Annotated in this window: 16 protein-coding genes; 5 read left to right on the plus strand and 11 right to left on the minus strand. The window is 72.7% G+C overall.

Translation table 11 applies throughout. The annotated features are described in order from the left end of the window. Positions 1-33 precede the first annotated feature (33 nt). Both ACFT4A_RS36850 and ACFT4A_RS36855 read right to left on the minus strand, forming a co-directional pair. Positions 34-2,391, minus strand: a complete 2,358-nt coding sequence (locus ACFT4A_RS36850) for an ABC transporter permease (RefSeq protein ID WP_382839445.1) — start codon at positions 2,389-2,391, stop codon at positions 34-36. Next, a complete protein-coding gene (locus ACFT4A_RS36855; protein WP_382839447.1) occupies positions 2,388-3,110 on the minus strand; it encodes an ABC transporter ATP-binding protein in 723 nt (240 codons plus the stop codon). The genes ACFT4A_RS36850 and ACFT4A_RS36855 overlap by 4 nt, the downstream gene beginning before the upstream one ends. A gap of 209 nt (positions 3,111-3,319) precedes the next feature. Here ACFT4A_RS36855 and ACFT4A_RS36860 point away from each other — a divergent pair, with 209 nt between their 5' ends. Next, a complete protein-coding gene (locus ACFT4A_RS36860) occupies positions 3,320-4,633 on the plus strand; it encodes a sensor histidine kinase (RefSeq protein ID WP_382839449.1) in 1,314 nt (437 codons plus the stop codon). Further along, entirely contained in the window at positions 4,630-5,379 is a 750-nt protein-coding gene (locus ACFT4A_RS36865; RefSeq protein WP_382839451.1) for a response regulator, read from the plus strand. Before ACFT4A_RS36860 ends, ACFT4A_RS36865 begins: the two co-directional genes overlap by 4 nt. A gap of 60 nt (positions 5,380-5,439) precedes the next feature. Here ACFT4A_RS36865 and ACFT4A_RS36870 read toward each other — a convergent pair whose 3' ends face one another. After that, positions 5,440-6,921, minus strand: coding sequence for an MFS transporter (locus ACFT4A_RS36870; RefSeq protein WP_382839453.1), 1,482 nt, complete (start codon positions 6,919-6,921; stop codon positions 5,440-5,442). 86 nt (positions 6,922-7,007) lie between these two features. Between ACFT4A_RS36870 and ACFT4A_RS36875 the strand changes: the two genes are divergently transcribed. Then, positions 7,008-7,403 (plus strand): MarR family winged helix-turn-helix transcriptional regulator, encoded by a 396-nt coding sequence (locus tag ACFT4A_RS36875; protein ID WP_382839455.1) that lies wholly within the window; start codon positions 7,008-7,010, stop codon positions 7,401-7,403. A gap of 21 nt (positions 7,404-7,424) precedes the next feature. On the opposite strand, the gene ACFT4A_RS36880 is transcribed toward ACFT4A_RS36875, so the two are convergent. After that, entirely contained in the window at positions 7,425-8,153 is a 729-nt protein-coding gene (locus ACFT4A_RS36880; RefSeq protein WP_382839457.1) for a maleylpyruvate isomerase family mycothiol-dependent enzyme, read from the minus strand. 74 nt (positions 8,154-8,227) lie between these two features. Next, entirely contained in the window at positions 8,228-9,409 is a 1,182-nt protein-coding gene (locus tag ACFT4A_RS36885; RefSeq protein ID WP_382839459.1) for an MFS transporter, read from the minus strand. A 133-nt stretch (positions 9,410-9,542) separates the two neighbouring features. On the opposite strand from ACFT4A_RS36885, the gene ACFT4A_RS36890 reads away from it, so the two are divergent. Further along, on the plus strand, positions 9,543-11,021 hold the full coding sequence (locus ACFT4A_RS36890; protein WP_382839461.1) for a glutamate--cysteine ligase: 1,479 nt from the start codon (positions 9,543-9,545) through the stop codon (positions 11,019-11,021). A gap of 19 nt (positions 11,022-11,040) precedes the next feature. Here the strand turns inward: ACFT4A_RS36890 and ACFT4A_RS36895 are convergent, their stop codons facing one another. Genes ACFT4A_RS36895 through ACFT4A_RS36905 form a run of 3 tightly spaced genes read right to left on the minus strand, consistent with a single transcriptional unit; the run spans position 11,041 to position 13,754 of the window. After that, entirely contained in the window at positions 11,041-12,162 is a 1,122-nt protein-coding gene (locus tag ACFT4A_RS36895; protein WP_382839463.1) for a Gfo/Idh/MocA family protein, read from the minus strand. Then, the gene (locus tag ACFT4A_RS36900; RefSeq protein ID WP_382839465.1) at positions 12,132-12,842 is read right to left on the minus strand and encodes a ThuA domain-containing protein; all 711 of its coding nucleotides are present in this window, start codon (positions 12,840-12,842) and stop codon (positions 12,132-12,134) included. Before ACFT4A_RS36900 ends, ACFT4A_RS36895 begins: the two co-directional genes overlap by 31 nt. Before the next feature lie 51 nt (positions 12,843-12,893). After that, positions 12,894-13,754: a class I SAM-dependent methyltransferase gene (locus ACFT4A_RS36905; RefSeq protein WP_382839467.1), complete on the minus strand. Its 861-nt coding sequence runs from the start codon at positions 13,752-13,754 to the stop codon at positions 12,894-12,896. A gap of 91 nt (positions 13,755-13,845) precedes the next feature. Between ACFT4A_RS36905 and ACFT4A_RS36910 the strand changes: the two genes are divergently transcribed. Next, positions 13,846-14,274, plus strand: a complete 429-nt coding sequence (locus tag ACFT4A_RS36910) for a helix-turn-helix domain-containing protein (protein WP_382839469.1) — start codon at positions 13,846-13,848, stop codon at positions 14,272-14,274. Positions 14,275-14,284: 10 nt separating this feature from the next. Here ACFT4A_RS36910 and ACFT4A_RS36915 read toward each other — a convergent pair whose 3' ends face one another. From ACFT4A_RS36915 to ACFT4A_RS36925, 3 genes are all read right to left on the minus strand, one after another. After that, positions 14,285-15,094 carry a DeoR/GlpR family DNA-binding transcription regulator gene (locus ACFT4A_RS36915; protein ID WP_382839471.1) on the minus strand — a complete coding sequence of 270 codons (810 nt, stop codon included), beginning with the start codon at positions 15,092-15,094 and terminating at the stop codon, positions 14,285-14,287. Positions 15,095-15,161: 67 nt separating this feature from the next. Further along, on the minus strand, positions 15,162-16,217 hold the full coding sequence (pdxA, locus tag ACFT4A_RS36920) for a 4-hydroxythreonine-4-phosphate dehydrogenase PdxA (protein ID WP_382839474.1): 1,056 nt from the start codon (positions 16,215-16,217) through the stop codon (positions 15,162-15,164). Further along, the gene (locus ACFT4A_RS36925) at positions 16,214-17,452 is read right to left on the minus strand and encodes a four-carbon acid sugar kinase family protein (protein WP_382839476.1); all 1,239 of its coding nucleotides are present in this window, start codon (positions 17,450-17,452) and stop codon (positions 16,214-16,216) included. The genes pdxA and ACFT4A_RS36925 overlap by 4 nt, the downstream gene beginning before the upstream one ends. Positions 17,453-17,641 lie beyond the last annotated feature (189 nt).

Raw genomic sequence — 17,641 nt, forward strand, 5'->3', positions numbered from 1 at the left:
GCCACCCGCGAGCGCCGGGCACACCCTGACCTCCTATTCGGTGCGCAGGGCCGTGGCGGTGCGGGCCCTGGCGGCCCAGCCTGCGGGCAGGAGCGCGCCCAGGGTGGCGATGAGCAGGCCACCGAGGGCGAGCGGGAGCAGTTCGGTCCCGCTGTAGACGGCGAGGACGGATTCGGGGAGGCGGAGCCCCACGCTGTCGCCCATCGCGGGAAGGACCCAGCCGTGCAGGGTGACGCCGAGCGGCACGCCCAGAGCGCCCGCGACCAGCCCGGTCACGACGACCGAGGTGAGGACCATCGCGACGGTCTGGCGAGGGGTCATGCCGAGCGCCTTGTGGACACCGATCTCCCGGACCCGCTCGCGGGTGTCGAGCAGCACGCCGTTGAGCACGCCGAGCGCGGCGACGGCGACGAGCATCAGCGTGAGGATCATGGACAGCGCGTTGAGGGTGACGACCATGTCGCTGCCGGCGTCGAGCCCGCCGGCCTGAGCGGTGGCCCCCAGCGGTGCCAGGTCCTTGTTCAACGCGTCGACGTAGCCGGTGACGGAGGTGCCCGACGCGACCGCGATGTGATGGCTCGTCTCCGTCAGGTCGGGACGCGCGGCGCCGAGAGTCGAGGCGTCGGTGAAGACCTGCATGCCGTCGTTGCGGGGGTCGAGGACCTCGCCGACGATCCGGACCGTGACCGGCTCGGCCAGGCCGTTCAGGGTGACGGTGTCGCCGACGCGGGTGCCGGTGGCGGCCAGGAAGGGGGTCGGGACCACGGCCTCGCCGGGCCTGTCGATCCAGCGGCCCGAGACCATCGTGTAGCCGCCCCAGGAGGCGTCACCGGTGAAGGCGATCACGTCGACGGTGCCGGTCAGGCCGGACACGGTCGCCCGTACCGTCGCGGCCCTGTAGTATTCCCCGGTCCCGGCGGAGGCCTTGACGGCCGCGGCGACCGCGGCGACCGCGGCGGGATCGGGCTCGGGCTGCCTCTCGGCGTCAGGGCCCTGGGGTCCGAAGTCCGGCAGGGGCGCGGGCACGACGACATCGGCGGCGTCGTGGGCCTTGGCCTTCATCACCTGGCCCAGCGAAGCGCCCATGCCCACGGTGAACGTGACGGCGACGGCGCCGAACAGGATCGCCGTGCCCATGGCCAGCGCGCGGGCGGGCCGCGCGAAGGGCCGGGCCAGGCCCAGGGCGACCGGCTGCGGCAACGGCAGCCGTCCGGCCAGGCGGGCCGCCCACCGGCCGCGCCCCGCCGAAGCGGTACGCCCGACGGCGAGCGCGTCGACCGTACGCAGCCGGCCGGCCCGCCAGGCACTCGCCCACGCGGTCGCCGCCACCAGGCCGAGCACCCCGGCGATCACCGCCAGGTCGACCCCTGGCGCGATGGCCAGGGACGAGGTGCCGTAGACCTCCTCGGTCTCGGCCAGTACGGGGACGGCGAGCAGATGGCCGGCGAGAACACCGAGGGCCGTGCCGGCGGCGGCCGGGATCAGCGCCTGGCCCACGTAGGCCCGCACGACCTGGGCCGGGGTGAAGCCGACGGCCTTGAGGATGCCGATGCGGCGCGTTCCCGTGCCGACGGCCGACGCGACGATGTTGCCGACGATGAGCACCGACATGACCAGGCCCAAGGCCCCGAACGCGATGAGGAACGGGACGTAGAGGGCGGTGTCACGCTCGGCGTTCTTCTTGACGGTGAGCCAGGACTGTTCGCCGACGGCCGCTTCCGGCGGCAGGCCCTGGGTCACGGCCTTGCCCCCCGCGGTGATCCGCGCGGCGGCGTCCGCGTCGGCGAAGCGGTACAGCATCTGGTAGCCGCCGCTGCCGGGCGCGGTGAGCGCGGGCATCTGGGACGGGACCACCCAGGCGTCGGCGGTCTGTGTCACCGAGCGGGCCACACCGACCACCGTCAGGGCCGGATCGCCGGGCAGATCGGGGAAGGCGACCTTCATGCCCATGGTCGGGATGAGCGAGGCATGGGCGGACAGCACGATCTCGCCGGAGCGGGTGGGCCACCGTCCGTCGAGCAGCGCCACCTCGTCCACGTCCCGGCCGGGATCGCCCCGGCCGACCACGGTCATCGGCCACCCGGGGCCCGCCCCGTCCGACCGCGGGGTGACCGTCGCCGTACGGAACGGCCCGGCCGCACCGGACACCGCTTCGGCGTCCTTGGACTTCGCCAGCTGTCCGGCACTCACCTTGCCCGCGTCGAACTCCACGGACAGATGCGCGCCGTGCTGCTCGGCGAAGGCGTCGTCGAAGGGCGCGCCGGACACCACCAGCAGCGTTCCGCCGAGGACGGAGGCGGCCACCGCCATCATCGTGGCGAGCCCGATCACCAGCGTCTGCACCCGGCGTCGTGCCACCCCCGAGCGCACCACCCTGCCGAGCGCGCTCATCGGACGGCATCCGGAGCGACGGCCGCCGAGGCAACGGCCTGCGACCGTACGTCTTCGGTGATCCGGCCGTCGGCGATGCGGACCGCACGGTTCGTGCAGGACCGGGCCAGAGCCAGGTCGTGGGTGACCACGACGATGGTCTGGCCCTCGGCGTTGAGGGCGGTGAGCAGCCTGCTGACGTCCTGTCCGGCGGCCGTGTCCAGGGCCCCGGTCGGCTCGTCGGCCAGGAGCAGCGCCGGCCGGTTCATCAACGCCCGGGCCACCGCGACGCGTTGCCGCTCGCCGCCGGACAGCCGCCCCGGGTAGGCGCGGGCGTGCCGGTCGATGCCCAGCAGTTCCAGGAGTTCCGCCGTCCGGCGGTCCGCCTCGCCACGTGCCATACCCGCGATGCGCGCGGGCAGGGCGACATTGTCGGTGACGGTCAGATCGTCGAGCAGATTGAAGAACTGGAAGATCATGCCGATCCTCGACCGCCGGTAGAGCGCCGATCGGGCTTCGCCCAACCGGTCCACCCGCACCCCGTCCACGGTGACGGTCCCCGTATCGGGCCGGTCCAGGCCCGCGATCAGATTGAGCAGCGTGGACTTGCCGCTGCCGGAAGGGCCGAGGACCGCGACGGCCTCGCCGGGCCGCACGGTCAGCGACGCCTCGTGCAGAGCGGGCGGACCGTCGTCGTATCGGCGGCTCACCCCGCGCAGTTCGATCACCGGCATGGTCATGAAGGCTCCTCCGTAGGGCAGTTGACTGCGTGAACGCTAGGAGCGGATCCGTCCCGCACGCGTCGCCCGCACGAACCCATTGCGGTACCGCGTTCGGTTGCGCTCCGGACGCGTCATCCCTGCGATGTAGGCGGGTGATGTATCCGGTGCGACGGGAATGACCACCGGGAGGGACTCGGAGGGCCCCGCGCGGCGGCGAGAATGAACCGGTGACGGACGGACGTACGACGCTGGAGCGGCTGCGGGGAGCGGCCCGACGGACGGTCCGCGACGCCGGGCATCCGAGCGGTCCACCGCTGCGGCCCACCCGGCGCACCCGGCGGTTCGACGCGCTGGTGGCACTGGCACTCGGAATCGCCACCGTCTACTACGGCATCGACAACGCGAACGTCGTCGTGGTGCGTGAGATCGCGCCCGGCGTGGAGATCGTCATGCCGCGCCCGTCCGGACCCGGCGGCCTGGCCTTCATGGTGACCCTCGCGGTGATCGCCTCGGGTGCCCTGGCGCTGCGCCGCCGCTACCCGCTCGCCGTGCTGTGCGTCGTGACGGCCGCGACACTGGCGACACCGCAGAGCGTCATGCGGCTGACCTTCTACGCGTTCGTCATCGCCGTCTACAGCGCCGCCGTGTACAGCCCGTACCGGGTGGCGACCCTGGCGGCGCTGCCGGTGTCGGTGGTCCTGGTCGGCACCTCGGGGAACTCGGTGACACCGATCGTCCCCAACCACTACATCGCCCTGCTGATCCTGGTCCCGATGGCCGTGGCCGCCGTCGGCCTGCGTACCTGGAAACTCCGGACCGACGAGGGCCGCACCCGGCTCCTGGCCCTGGAACGCGAACAGGCCGACGCGCTGCGCCGGGCCGTCGAGCACGAGCGGGCCAGGATCGCCCGCGAACTCCACGACGTCGTCACGCACAACGTCAGCGTGATGATCATCCAGGCGGGCGCCGCCCGCAAGATCATGAAAACCTCCCCCGAGCAGGCCGCCGAGGCACTGCTCGCCGTCGAGGCGGGCGGGCGTGCGGCCATGACCGAGCTGCGCCATGTCATGGGACTGCTCACCATGGCCGACGAGGCCGAAGTGGCGGACGGAGGCGCGGACCTGGCCGACACGGGGGCGGAGCTGGCTCCGCAGCCCGGGCTGGACCAGCTCGACACGCTGGTCGGACGGGTCCGGGACACCGGACTGCCCGTCGACCTGACCGTGACCGGCCCGCCTCGCCCCCTCCCGCCCGGCCTCGAACTCGCCGCCTACCGCGTGGTCCAGGAAGCCCTGACCAACACCGTGAAGCACGCGTCCGGCGCCAAGGCCGCCGTGACCGTCGAATTCGGCCCGCAGCGGCTCCGGGTGGAAGTCACCGACACCGGCGGGCACCCGGGCGCGAGCGCGCCCACCGGAAACGGCCGGGGCCTGATCGGCCTGCGCGAGCGCCTCGCCGTCTACGACGGAACCCTGAACACCGGCCGGCGCCTGACCGGCGGCTACCGTGTGGAGGCCCTGATCCCCTTGGAGACACCGTGACCGAGCCGCCGCGTGTGCTCCTCGCCGACGACCAGAACCTGGTCCGCACCGGATTCCGGTTGATCCTCGGCGCCGACGGCATCGACGTGGTCGCCGAGGCGACCAACGGAACCGAAGCGGTCGAAGCGGTCCGCCGCACCCGGCCCGACGTGGTCCTGATGGATGTCCGGATGCCCGAGATGGACGGCCTGGAGGCCACCCGCCGCATCCTCACCGGAGGCAGCCCCGAGGCACCGCGCGTCATCATCCTGACCACCTTCGACCTCGACCGGTACGTCTACGCGGCACTGTCCGCCGGGGCCAGCGGCTTCCTCCTCAAGGACGTCACCCCCGAGCAACTGACCGCGGCCGTCCGCACGGTCCGCACCGGAGACGCTCTCCTCGCGCCCGCCATCACCCGCCGCCTCGTGGAGCGTTTCGCCGGAGGCGAACATCGATACGGTGCGGGAGGCGAACATCGGTACGGCTCCCAGTACAGCGGCGAGACCACCGCCCTCCACCGCGATCTCGCCTCGCTCACCCCGCGCGAACTGGAGGTCCTCGGCCTGCTGGCCCGAGGGCTGAGCAATGCCGAACTGGCAGCCCGCCTCCACCTGGCCGAGGCCACCGTCAAGACGCATGTCGCCCGCATCCTCGCCAAACTCGGACTCCGTGACCGGGTCCAGGCCGTCATCGTCGCCTACGAGACAGGGCTGGTCAGCGCCGGCGCATACGAGGCCGCTCACCAGCCCACCGAGCAGGGGTAGAACGAAGCCGAGATCATCGGCGTCACCGATGAGCAGCTGTCCACCGTCCCCACGGACGATCTAGTCCCGCACGGCGACGCGCTCCGCCTCCCTGGGTTCGGACTTGGCGACCACGACGGACGGCTGGTCCCGGCGGGTCCGCAGGCCGGTGAGGGTGATCAGCAGGCCGGCGAGGGCGATGAGGGTCACGACCACGAGGCCGGGCCGGTAGCTGTCGAGGACGGCCTGCGGGGTGGCGGCGCCCTGCTCCGGGCTGTTCGCGGTCACCACCGCCGTCACCACCGCGAGGAAGATCGCGCCGCCCACCTGGACCGAGGTGTTGAGCAGCCCGGAGACCATGCCCTGCTCGTGCTCGTCGACGCCGTTGGTGGCCTGGACGTTGAAGGAGGGGAAGGTCAGCGCGAAGCCCGAGCCGACCAGCAGCATCGTCGGCAGGATCACCGACGCGTACACCGGGTTCAGGTCGATGCGCAGGAACAGGACGTAGCCGGCCACCATCAGGGCGAAGCCGAGCACCATCAGCCGGGCCGTGCCGAACCGGTCGATGACGGCGCCCACCTTCGTCGCGGACAGCGCCACCAGCGCGCCGGCCGGGAGGAACGCCAGGGCCGTGTGCAGCGCCGACCACCCGAGCAGCTGCTGCATGTACAGCGTGACCAGGAACTGGAAGCCGATGTAGCTGCCGACGAACGTGAACGCGCCGAGCTGTGCCCGCACTTGTGGCCCCGAGCGCAGCACTCCGAGCCGGATCAGCGGGCTGGGGCTGCGCCGTTCGACGGCGACGAAGGCCACGAGCAGTACGGCCACGGCGACGAAGGACAGGACGGTCCGGGCAGCCGCCCAGCCCACCTCGGGCGCCTCGACGACGGTGAAGACGAGCAGCAGCATCGAGGCGGTGCCGAGGACGGCGCCGGGGATGTCGTAGCCGCCCTGGCCGCGCTCGCGTTCACTGCGCGGCAGCAGCCTCAGGCCCACGAGCAGGGCGATCAGCGCGATCGGGGCGGGCAGGAGCATGGTGAGCCGCCAACTGGCCTCCGTGAGCAGGCCGGAGAAGACGAGGCCCATCGAGTAGCCGGTGGCGCCGCAGGTGGTGTAGATGGCCAACGCCCGGTTGCGCAGGGGGCCTTCGGGGAACGTCGTGGTGATGATCGACAGGCCGGCCGGGGCCGTGAAGGCCGCGCTCAGGCCCTTGATGAAACGGCTGGCGATGAGCAGCGGCCCGGAGTCGACGAGACCGCCGAGCAGCGAGGCCAGCGCGAAGACGCCCAGCGCCACCAGGAAGACCTGGCGCCGGCCCAGCAGGTCGGCGGCCCGTCCGCCGAGGAGCAGCAGACCGCCGTAGCCGAGGATGTAGCCGCTGACGATCCATTGCAGTGCCGAGGTCGACAGGCCGAGGTCGGCGCCGATGGACGGCAGCGCGACGCCGACCATGGACACGTCCAGTGCGTCCAGGAACATCGCGGCGCAGAGCACCAGCAGGGTGCCCCAGAGGCGCGGAGTCCACCGTCCGTCGGACGTGGGGGTGGTGAGCGGAGAGGTCATGCCCGAGACACTACATGCGCATGCATGAGATGCAAGCGCATTTAATTCGGGTGCAACGAACTCGGCTCTCTGTTACGGTGCGGCCCATGGCGGCGACCCAGGCCGAGCAGGCGCTCGTGGAACAGTGGCGGGACCTTCTGGCGCTGCACGCGCGAACACAGTGTGAACTCGACCGTGCTCTGCACGGCCACGGCCTGTGCGCCAGCGACTTCGAGGTGCTCGACGTCCTCGCCGGGTGCCGGACGCCGAAGGGCACTCCGTCCTACCGCGTGCAGGAGATCTCCGAGCGGGTCCATCTGAGCCAGAGCGCGCTGTCGCGGCTCATCGCCCGGCTGGAGAAGGACGGGCTCGTGGAGCGCTGTATGTGCTCCGAGGACCGGCGGGGTGTGCAGGTCGCGCTCACGGCGAAGGGGCGCGCGCTGCACGGCGAGGTACTGCCCGTGCAGCGCGAGGTGCTGGCGCGGATGCTGACGGAGGACTGAGCCACCCGGGGCGCGGAGCGGTCAGACGCCGGACGCCTCCCGCCACAGTGTGGCCAGCTCCTGGTCGCCCGTGACGTTCGGCAGCGGGATCCGGTTCCACAGGGCCAGGTACAACTGCTCCGCCGGGCCGGACAGTTCGCACTCCGCCTCGCCGGTCGCACCGCGCGTGGTCACGGGCGGCTCCGCGGACAGCCGTACGGTCCACACCGCGCCGGTGTCCTCCGTACGCACCCGCAGGACGCGGGGCTCGGGGGTGCGCACCCGGCTCCTGGAGCGGGCGTGGAAGCCGCGCAGCAGTTCGTCGATGCCGTCGGTCGCGAAGTCCGGGGCGACGGCCGTCGGGGCGCCCCCGCGTGCGGACTCGGCGTCGATCCGGTGCACGGCCGTCTCGTGCGCCTGCCGCCGGGTCCAGAAGGCCAGCGGGGACGGCGCGGGCAGGAAGGCCCAGCACTCCACGTCGGGCGAGGCGTCGGCCAGGGTGTCGACGAGGTGGCGGTGGCTGTCGCGGTACCAGGCCACGAGCTCCGCGCCGTCGAGGTCCGGGGCCTCATCCAGCGGACGGCGCTCGGCGAGCCCCTCGGCGACGTACGACGCGGCCCAGCGGTGCACCGCGCCCGTGTGCCGCACCAGGTCGCGGACCTGCCACTTCGGGCAGGTCGGCACCTTCGCCTCCGCCCCGGCCTCCTCGGCGGCGGCGGCCAGCAGCAGGCCCTCTGACTCCAGTGCGTGCAGGAACTCGGCGGTCTCCATGACGCCGAGTCTGCCGCATGGAGCGCGCTTCAGGCCCGGGAATCTGTGTGATGCGCAAGCAACGACAGCCCCCCTCAGCCTCCGGGCGCCCGTCGCGTCGCCGCCCCCACGAGCGCCCCGACCGCCGCCGCCACCGCCGCGAGCACCGCCACGCTGGTCAGGGCGGCCGGCAGGGTGAACCAGTCCGCCATGAAGCCGATCGCGGGCGGCCCGAGGAGCATGCCGCCGTAGCCGAGGGTGGAGGCCGTGGCGACGCCGCTGGGGCCGGCGAGCGCGCCCGCGCGTTCCACGGCCACCGGGAAGAGGTTCGCCAGGCCGAGGCCCGTGACCGCGTAGCCGAGCAGGGCCGCCCACAGGGAGGGGGCGAGCGAGCCGAGCAGCATTCCGGCCGCCGCGGTGGCGCCGCCCACGACGACGGTCCGGGTCCGCCCCAGACGTTCCAGGAGCGTGGTGCCGGTCAGCCGCCCCACCGTCATGGCGAGCGCGAAGCAGGAGTAGCCGACGGCCGCGGCGCCCGGCGAGGCGTCCAGGTCCTGTTCGAGATGCAGGGCGCCCCAGTCGGCCAGCGCCCCCTCGCCGTACGCGGTGCATCCCGCGATCACACCGAAGACGATCACCAGCCCCCGGGTACGGCCGTCCAGCCGACGCGGGGCGCCCTGAGCAGGGCGTTCCCGCTCCGGCGGCGTCGGCGGCTCGTGCCGCAGGAGCGTCGGTCCCGCCAAGGCCGTCACCAGCAGTCCGACGACGGTGAGCAGCAGCAGATGCCGGGTGGGGGAGAGAACCCCCGCGACCAGCCCGCCCAGACCCGCGCCGACCATGCCGCCGAGGCTGAACGCGGCGTGGAAGCTCGGCATGATCGGCCGCCCCAACGCGGCCACCAGCTCGACGGCCGCGCTGTTGAAGGCGACGTTGATCCCGCCGTACGCGGCGCCGAAGAACAGCAGCACGAGGCCGAGCGCGAGGACCGAGTGGGTCAGCGGGGGCAGGGCCACACTGAGGGAGAGCAGGACGGCGCAGACGACGGTGACCTGGTGGTTCCCGTAGCGGCGGCACAGGCGGCCGGTGAGGGTCATGGTGATGACGGCACCGGCCGAGACGCCCAGGAGGGCGAGGCCCAGGGCGCTGGCGGAGGCGTTCGTCTGTTCCTTGATGGCGGGGATGCGCACGACCCAGCCGGCGAAGACGAAGCCGTCGAGGGCGAAGAAGACGGTGATCGCTGTGCGGAGTCGGGTGAGGGGGCTGCCGTTGCCCGGCACGGCAGTGTGCGTTCGGGGTTTGTTTATTTCCGGCACAAACTCAGGCTAGGTGGGTGCGGGGGCGACGACAAGGTGCGACTCTGGGACGAGAGGCATCCGCCCAGAGGGAAGCCGAGGCAACTCGGGAGGACGCATGGGACGTGACGTGCCGGCCCTGGTGTTCACGCGGGAGGACCGCCGTCGCTACCGGCAGAAGATGCACACCGACCTCGAGGTGCTGGCACGGATGCTCCGCGAGTCGGGCTTCGAGAGCGAGCGGCCCCGGGTCGGGCTGGAGATCGAGCTCAACCTGGTGGACGACGAGGGACTGCCCGCGATGCGGAACACCGACGTGCTCCAGGCGATCGCAGACCCCGCCTGGTCGAGCGAGCTGGGCCGCTTCAACCTGGAGATCAACATCCCGCCCCGGGAGCTGACCACCGGCGGCCCCGGAGACTGGGAGCGGGAGATCCGGGACGCCCTCAACCACGCCGAGGACCGCGCCGCGGCCGTCGGCGCCCACCTGATCATGGTCGGCATTCTGCCGACGCTGGGCGAGTCGCATGTGAGCGAGGCCGCCCTGTCCGGCGACCCCCGGTACCAGTTGCTCAACGAGCAGATCTTCGCGGCGCGCGGCGAGGACCTGCGGATCACGGTCGACGGTGTCGAGCGCCTGGCGACGTACGCCGACACCATCACCCCCGAGGCCGCCTGCACCAGCACCCAGTTCCACCTCCAGGTCGCCCCGAAGGAGTTCCCGCACTACTGGAACGCGGCCCAGGCCATCGCGGGCGTGCAGATCGCCCTCGCGGCCAACTCGCCCTATCTGTTCGGAAAGGAGCTGTGGCGGGAGACCCGTATCCCCCTGTTCGAGCAGGCCACCGACACCCGGCCAGAGGAGATCAAGGCCCAGGGCGTGCGGCCCCGGGTGTGGTTCGGGGAACGGTGGATCACCAGCGTCTTCGATCTCTTCGAGGAGAACGTGCGCTACTTCCCGGCCCTCCTGCCGCTGTGCGACGACGAGGACCCGCAGCAGGCACTCGACCGGGGCGGCGTTCCGCAACTGGGCGAACTGACCCTGCACAACGGCACGATCTACCGCTGGAACCGCCCGATCTACGCCGTCACCGACAGCGGTCCGCATCTGCGCATCGAGAACCGGGTGCTGCCCGCGGGTCCCACCGTCGCCGACACCATCGCCAACGGCGCCTTCTACTACGGACTGACCCGCGCCCTGGTCGACGAGGACCGGCCGGTGTGGACGCGGATGTCCTTCTCGGTCGCCGAGGAGAACCTGCACACCGCGGCCCGCGACGGCATCGACGCCCGACTGTACTGGCCCGGAGTGGGCGAAGTGCCGGTCACGGAACTGGTGTTGCGGCGTCTGCTGCCGCTCGCCCACCGGGGCCTGGAACTGGCCGGCATGGACGACGCGTGGCGCGAACCTCTGCTCGGCATCATCGAGCAGCGCTGTGTCACCGACCGCAACGGCGCCCTCTGGCAGGCCGAGACGGTCCACCATCTGGAGAAGGCCGGCATCTCCGACCGCCGTGAGGCACTGCGGCAGATGACCAGGACGTACATGGACTACATGCACATGAACGCGCCCGCGCACACCTGGCCCGTGGACTGACCTCCGCGGCATCGCGCGGTCACGCCCGGCCGGGAGTGATCTGGCCCTTCCAGTCCCCGGCGGCCGTCCATGGCACCGGATCGGGCGCCTGCGCCGATGTCGTCAGCTCGATCCGCCGTCCCTCGGCCGACGAACGCAGCAGGGCCGTCATCGTGTCCAGGACGTGCAGGGCGAGTTCGCCGTTCGCACGCGGTGCCCGCTGCCCGTCGGCGGCGATGAAGTCGAGCAGTCCGACGCCGCGTGCGCCGTCCTCGTAGCCCGCCGACGCGGGCAGGGCGCGCCAGCGGGTGTCGCCGAGCGCGTGCAGCCGGACCTCGCCGTCGAAGCGGTTCGGATCGGGCACCGAGAGGGTCCCGGTCTCGCCGTGGACCTCGATGGGCGCGGCCGTGGTGGCCACCCCGTCGAAGCTCGTCGTGATCGTCGTCAGCGCCCCGCCCGCGTGTTCCAGCACTCCGGAGACATGACTGTCCACCTCGACCGGGATCCGCTCGCCCGTGCGCGGCCCGGAACCGATGATCCGCTCGGCGCGCAGCCGGCCGGCCGCGCCGATCACGGTACGCACCGGGCCCAGCAGGTGGACCAGGGACGCGAGGTAGTAGGGCCCCATGTCCAGCAGGGGGCCGCCGCCCTCGGTGTAGTAGAAGTCGGGGTGGGGATGCCAGCGTTCGTGGCCCGGGGTGACCATCACGGCCGAGGCGAACTGGGGACGTCCGATGCTCCCCGCCTCGACGGCTGCCCGTGCCGTCTGCACCCCGGTGCCCAGGACGGTGTCCGGCGCGCACCCCACACCGACGCCCGCCTTCGCGGCGGCCTCCACGACGGCACGGGCGTCGGCGAGCGTCGCCGCCAGCGGCTTCTCCCCGTAGACGTGCTTCCCGTGACCGATGGCGCCCAGGGCGATCCCGGCGTGGGCGGCCGGGGTGGTGAGGTTCAGTACCGTGTCCACGTCCGGGCTGCTCAGCAGCTCCTCGACCGTCAGCGCCTCGGCCCCGGGCAGTTCGGCGGCGACGGCGGCCGACCGGGAGGCGTCGAGGTCGGCGACCGCGGTGACGTGCACGGCGGGATGCCCGGCGAGCGTGTCGAGGTACGCGCGGGAGATGACGCCGAGTCCTACGACGCCGATGCGGTGCGCGTCGCCCACAGCATGCCCCTCTCGATGATGGTGCGGACGTCGGGGTGCTCCAGCACGTCGAGGCTGTGCCCCGGTGTCGTCACCAGGACGCGCCCGGCACCCCACCGGCGGGTCCACACCGCCGGCGAGGTGACCGGCCGGTGCCAGGGCTGCCACGGCCGGGCCGGATGCGTGGTGGTGGCGAGGACGTCGATGAGGTCGTCGTGGAGCACCCAGTACTGCTCGGTGTCCAGTTCGAAGTCCTCGATGCCCGCCGTGACGGGGTGGGCGCGGCCTTCCTCGGTGAGGGTGATGGTGTGCGGCAGGAAGTTGTCCTCCGCCCCGCCCCGGCGCTCGCACGGTTCCTTGCCCGGGTGGGTGGCGAACTGGCCGCCGACCAGGTGGAGATAGTCGGCCGAGGCGCGGAACGAGTCGGCGATGCCGCCGTGCCAGCCGGTGAAACCGGTGCCGGCCACGACCGCCTCACTCAGTCCGGCCACCTGCTCGCGGGTGATCTCCGACATCGTCACGCACTGCACGACGAGGTCGGTGGCCGCCATCTCGGCGGTGTCGGCGTAGACGTCGGTCGACTCCTCGACCCGGACGGCGTATCCGTTGTCCCGGAGGAAGGGAAGGAACAGCTCCGTCGCCTTGACCGGCTCGTGGCCTTCCCAACCGCCTCGGACAACCAGGGCTCTTTTCTGCGTCATCGTGATCTCACTATGCGCGGGGCGCCCGGGCTTCGAAAAGGGGGCCGGACCTCACGAAACTTTCGCGGCCGAGGCCCGGGCGCCGACCGTCCAGCAGGCCGCGGTGAAGCGGACTTCCGCGCCGTGCACGAAGGGGTCGAAGGCGGCGCGGACCGTCTCGACGACCCGTGCGCGCGTCTCCTCGTCCACCTCGGGCAGGGCCATGCCGAGAGGCCCGAGCCGGGTGAAGTAGCGGACCAGCTCCTTCTCGGGCAGGGTGCAGACGACGTCGACCGGCCGGATGTCGATCTCTTCCCAGCCGCTCTCGGTGAGGATGCGACGGACCTTGTCCGGGTCCGCGAAGGCGAACTGTCCCGGCTCGTCGGGCCGTCGCACGGGCAGGTCCGGCAGCAGGGGTGAGGCGGCGCGCTGGGCCGTCGTCATGTACGGGTTCTCGGCGGGGTCCCGCCAGACGATCAACCGGAGCGCGGCGTCGTCCCGGGCGGCGCTCCGCAGATTGGCGAAGGCCCGTACGGGGTCGTCGAAGAACATGACGCCGAAACGCGAGATGACGGCGTCGAAGGTGCCGGGCTCGAAAGCGTGTTCCTGCGCGTCGGCGCGCACGAAGGAGGCCGGTGCGCCCTCCCGCTCGGCGCGTGCCCGGGCGGTGTCGACCAACGGCCCGGAGATGTCGACGCCGACGCAGTGCCCCGCCGGTCCGAGTCGTCGCGCCACGGCCAGGGTGGTGCCGCCCGTCCCGCAGCCGATGTCCAGCACGTGCTCCGCGCCCTCGGCGGACACGGCGTCGACGAGCAGGTCCTCCAAGGGCCTGAACATCCCGTCCAGCACCGGCTGGAGATCCACCCAGGCGTGACCGGCGCGTCCGTTCCAGCGGGCGGTCTGTTCGTCGTCGTTTCTGCGCTCGGCGTCCATGCTCGTCGGCTCTCCTTCTGCTTGCCTTCGTCTTGCCCGCGTCGGGTCGAGATGACAGCGTTCTACTTCAAGCCGACTTGAGGTCAAGGGAATGACGGACCTGGACATCGCCGAAGTGGCCCAGCGCGCCGGGGTGCCCGCCTCGACACTGCGGTTCTACGAGGAGAAGGGGCTGATCGCCCCGACCGGCCGGCGAGGGCTGCGCCGGCAGTACGATCCCGGCGTACTGGAGCGGCTGGCGCTGATCGCGCTGGGGCGGAAGGCCGGGTTCTCGCTCGACGAGATCGCGCACATGTTCGCGCCGGACGGACCGCCACGGATCGACCGGCGCATGCTGGCGGACAAGGCGGAGGAACTGGACCGCAGGATCCGCGAACTGGGCGTGCTCCGCGACTCCCTGCGACACGCCGCCGCCTGCCCCGCGCCGAGCCACATGGAGTGCCCCACCTTCCGCGGCCTCCTCGACGCGGCGGCGTCGGGCGGCGTCCCCACGCCGAGGAGGCGGATGCCCGGCGGCTAGGGCCCCGGCGCTACGCGGTGTCGCCGTGCGGGCCGACCGGCGCCCGCTCCGGCGTCGTGGTCACCGTCTCCACCCCGCGCGCCCGCAGCTCCGCGAGGACGGCCGGGTCGGCCGTCTCGTCCGTGACCAGCGTCCAGCCCTCGCACAGGGCCGTCCAGGCGTGGAAGGGGCGGCGGCCGAGCTTGGCCGCGTGGGCGAGGACGTAGACGTGGTCGGCGCGGCGGGCCATCAGCTCCTTGAGGCGGGTCTGGCGCAGATCCGCCTCGCAGATGCCGAGTTCGGGGGAGATGCCGTCCGTGCCGAGGAACACCCGGTCGAACGTCATACGCTCAAGGGCGGCTTCCGTGAGCGGTCCGACGAAGCCCTGGCTGAGCGGGCGCAGGGTGCCGCCGAGGCACTCGACATGCACCGTCTCGACATCGGACAGCGCCTGCAGGGCCGTGAGTCCGGTGGTCGCCACGGTGAGGTCCTCGGCCGTGCGCAGCTCGTGGGCGAGCGCGCCGACCGTGGACCCGGCATCGAGCAGCAGCGTCTCACCGGGCCGCACCTGGGCCGCCGCCCAGCGGGCGATGGCCTGCTTGGCCTCGAAGGCCTCACCCACGCGCTGCCGCAGGGACGCCTCGGGGTGCGCGGCCAGCGCCATGGCCCCGCCGTAGGTGCGGGCCAGCCGCCCGTCGGTGGTGAGTTTGGCCAGGTCGCGGCGGATGGTCGAGGCCGTCACGCCGAACAGCTGCGACAGCTCCTCCACGCTCGCCAGGCCGGTGGTGGTGGCGAGGTGGACGATGCGGTCGCGGCGTGCCTTGGATCCGGTCACAGACATAGGTTCTTCAGGTCCTCAATAGTCCTGGGCCGTCCTGGGTCGCACACGTGCCTGCCGCGCACCGCGGTCAGCGGGCGGCCGGAGCGGTCGACATCTCGGCGGCCTGGCGCAGAGCCTCCACCATGCTACCGGGCTCGGCCCGGCCGGTTCCGGCGATGTCGAAGGCCGTGCCGTGGTCGACGGAGGTACGGATCACCGGCAGTCCGACGGTGAGGTTGACCCCGGCCTCGATGCCGAGGACCTTGACGGGGCCGTGCCCCTGGTCGTGGTACATCGCGACGATGAGGTCGTAGTCGCCGCGCGAGGCCAGGTAGAACGCCGTGTCCGCGGGCAGCGGGCCGCGCGCGTCGATGCCGTCGGCGCGTACCGTCTCCAGCGCCGGGACGATCTTCGTCTCCTCCTCGCCGTAGCCGAACAGGCCGTTCTCGCCCGCGTGCGGGTTGATGCCGCAGACACCGATCACCGGGTCGGGGGTCCCGGCGCGCACCATCGCCTCGTGGCCGCGGCGCACCGTGCGCTCCACCAGGCCGGGCTCGATGCGGTTCACGGCGTCGATCAGCCCGATGTGGGTGGTGACGTGGATGACCTTCACCCGGGGAGTCGACAGCATCATCGACACCTCCTCGACGCCCGTGAGATGGGCGAGGAGTTCGGTGTGGCCGGGGTAGAGGTGACCGGCGGCGTGCAGGGCCTCCTTGTTGAGCGGGGCGGTGCAGATGCCGTCCACCTCGCCGCGCAGGGCGAGTTCGGCGGCGACCCGGACGTAGTGGTAGGCGGCGTCGCCCGCGACTGCGGACAGCTCGCCCCAGGGCAGGTCGGCGGGGAGCAGCCCGAGGTCGATCACGTTGACCCGGCCGGGCGTGAACTCGGCCTGGGCGGGATGCTCGACCGGCACGATCTCGCAGTTGATGCCGAGGATGCCGGCCGCCTGCCGCAGGCGCTCGGCGTCGCCCACGACGACGGGGCGGCAGTCGCGCAGGGTGTCGGGGTGCAGCAGCGCCGGGACGATGACCTCGGGCCCGATGCCCGCGCCGTCGCCCATGGTCACCGCGATGACCGGGAGCGGCCCGGAAGCCGCGGAGGTCTGGCCGGCGGTGGCGGCGGAGGAGGGGGCTGCGTTCACGGGGCTACTCCTGTGGGGTCGGTCGGAACGTGGCGTACGGATGCGGGGCGCAGGGCCCGGACGATGCGCCGCAGGGAGTCGGCCCCGCCGTAGCTGCCGGGCCGGGTGACGACCGAGCGGCCGTCGGGTGTGCGGGAGAGGACCGCACCGTGGTGGATCTGGCCCACCGGGCGCAGGTCGGTGACGCGCAGGACGTCCAGGACGCGGCGCGCGGTCTCGCCGCCGGTGAGGACCAGGTCGCAGTCGCGCGCCGCGTCGGCGACGGTGTCGGCGAGCACGGCGACGAGACGGCGCGCGACGGAGGGGTCGGCCGCTCCGGTGACGCGGACGACCGTGACGGCGGCGACGGGAGGCGCGAGCCGCCGAGGGGAACGCAGGAGTTCCTGGGCGCAAAGGGAGACCTCGTGCGCTCCGTCCGCGAGGAGGTGCGCGACCTGTTCGCGCGCGGACGGCTCGGCCGTGCCTACGACGATCAGCAGCGGCCGGACGGCGTCCCCGGCGTCGAGCGTGTTCTCCCCCTGGGTGCCCAGGAGCCGTCCCAGGGCGCCCGCGAGTCCGCCGGTGCCCAACAGCCTTATCCCGGGACCCAGTTCGAGGGCCGCCGCGGCGATCGCGTCGAGGTCGGTCCCGGACTCCGCGTCGCACACCGGATGCCGTCCCTGCGCGAAACACGCACGCAGCGCCTCCCGTAGCGCGCCGGGCGCACCGCGTACGTCCGTGAGCGGCACGGGAGCTGACGGCAGGTCACCGAGCGCGGCGGCGACCGAGGGCGGGGCGGGCCGCGCCTCGGCACGCCAGGCGTCCGCCTCGTGCAGCGGCACCCCGTCGAGGTGGACGACCCCGCCCCGGACCGTGCGCCGGGCCGCCGGCAGCGCGGTCGCGATCACCACGCCCCGAGCGTCCCGCGCGTAGGCGGCCGCCTCGGCGGCGAGGTTGCCCCTGAGCAGCGAGTCGACCTTCTTGAAGAGCACCGTGCGGTCGGGCACCGCGTGCGTGACGTCCCGGACCGCCCGCGCCGCCTCGGCGCCGGGCAGCTGCCGCGAGTCGAGGTCGAGCACCAGGGACTCGCCGGGCAGGGACGCCACCGGTCCGGGAACCGGCCCCAGCAGGATCCGGGCGGGCGAGCGCAGCGCCACCGCGGTCTCGGCGGCTCCGGACAGATCATCGGCGAGAGCGAGTACGGGCCGGTGGGCGGCCTGGACGGGGCCGCCGGAGCCGGCAGCGGAGAGGGACACGGGTACCTCCTCGGGCGGCCCGGTCGGGCTGCCTCGGGAACCGATGATGACATGAGTTGCGCGAAATGCGCGAGACCTCTTGCGCACTTCGCGCAGTCGTGCCACCTTTTTCGGCGCGACACCTGTTCGTATCCCGCCGGCCCGGCCCCCCCCGACCGGGCCGCAGCGAGAGCCGCACGAACACCACGA

Source organism: Streptomyces sp. NPDC057099, assembly GCF_042671245.1.
Classification (GTDB): Bacteria; Actinomycetota; Actinomycetes; order Streptomycetales; family Streptomycetaceae; genus Streptomyces; species Streptomyces purpurascens.